Raw genomic sequence first — 1126 nt, 5'->3', positions numbered from 1 at the left:
CGGCCAGCAGTTCCGCGACGGTTCCCGCGGTGATCACCAATTCCAGATCGGCTTCCGGGGCCAGCATGGCCGACAACCCCAGCACCACCGATTCATGATCCTCGACCAGCCCGATACGGCGTGTTCCCGACTCTTGCGCCTCCACGGCGGCCGTCACCTCTTCCCACACTCCCAGTGGGCGTTCCCGGAGAACGCCCCCTCGAGTATGACGGGCTCGCCCCCGAATGTGTCAGACACCAGAATTCGGGGGCAGCCCGGACTCACTCCATCAATCGGGCCGCGACGGTCGCGCCCAGCTCCCAGCAGCGTTCGATATCGGCCTTCTCCGGCTTGCCCGAAATGATCACCGGCGCGGCCGCTTTCTCCCACCCCAGCCCGGTGGTCGCGCTCTCGACACTGCGTTCCGCGCCCTCGGTGCCCTGATTGCCGTGGATGTAGAGCCCGTACGGCCGACCGGTGGTCGAATCCAGGCACGGGTAGTAGAAGGTGTCGAAGGCGTGCTTGAGGGCACCGCTCATGTAGCCGAGATTGGCCGGAGTGCCGAGCAGGTAGCCGTCGGCGGCGAGCACATCGCTGGCGGTGACGCCCAGGGCCGGGCGGCGGATCACCTCGACGCCTTCGATTTCCGGATCGGTCGCGCCCGCCAGTACCGCCTCGAACATCTCCTGCATGAACGGCGACGGGGTGTGGTGGATGATCAGCAGTGTCGGCACGGTGCGAGCCTACGATCCCTGGCCACGATAGGGGTCGACCACGACGTGGACCAGGCGCAGGGCGGTGGCGACGGCGTGGTCGGCGTCGCCCTCGGCGAGGCCGAGCAGCGGGTCGAGGCCCTCGACGTGCGGGGCGAGGGCCAACTGCGGCAACAGCAGTAGGAGCAGGGCGAGCAGGACCTGGGCGTCGGTGTCCGGGCGCAGCGCTCCGCCCCGGGTCGCGGCCTCGAAGAGGGGGCCCAGGACCTCGAGGTAGTGGACGTTGACGGCTTCTCGCACGGCGGTGCGGGCGACCGGGTCGGGCTCGAGGTTGGCGGCCGCGGTCATGGCGCGTTCGAGCGGGTGGTCGTAGAAGTAGCGGACCCAGGCCGTGAGCAGGCCGTCGAGCGAGCCGAAGAAGTCCGCGTCCCAAT

The 1126-nt window shown here is 69.0% G+C and carries 1 protein-coding gene and 1 pseudogene; both read right to left on the bottom strand.

What is annotated here, in order from left to right:
- Window positions 1-260 precede the first annotated feature (260 nt).
- Complete coding sequence (locus ACIRS4_RS38280; RefSeq protein WP_404204896.1) at window positions 261-713, bottom strand: flavodoxin family protein; 453 nt, start codon at window positions 711-713, stop codon at window positions 261-263.
- A 9-nt stretch (window positions 714-722) separates the two neighbouring features.
- Window positions 723-1126, bottom strand: a pseudogene (locus ACIRS4_RS38275) (TetR/AcrR family transcriptional regulator); the annotation flags it as partial.

The sequence above is a fragment of the Streptomyces sp. NPDC101166 genome (genome assembly GCF_044768125.1).
In the GTDB taxonomy this organism is placed as follows: Bacteria; Actinomycetota; Actinomycetes; order Streptomycetales; family Streptomycetaceae; genus Streptomyces.
Note: the sequence above shows the minus strand (reverse complement) of the source record. Positions and strands in the feature narration are given on the sequence as shown.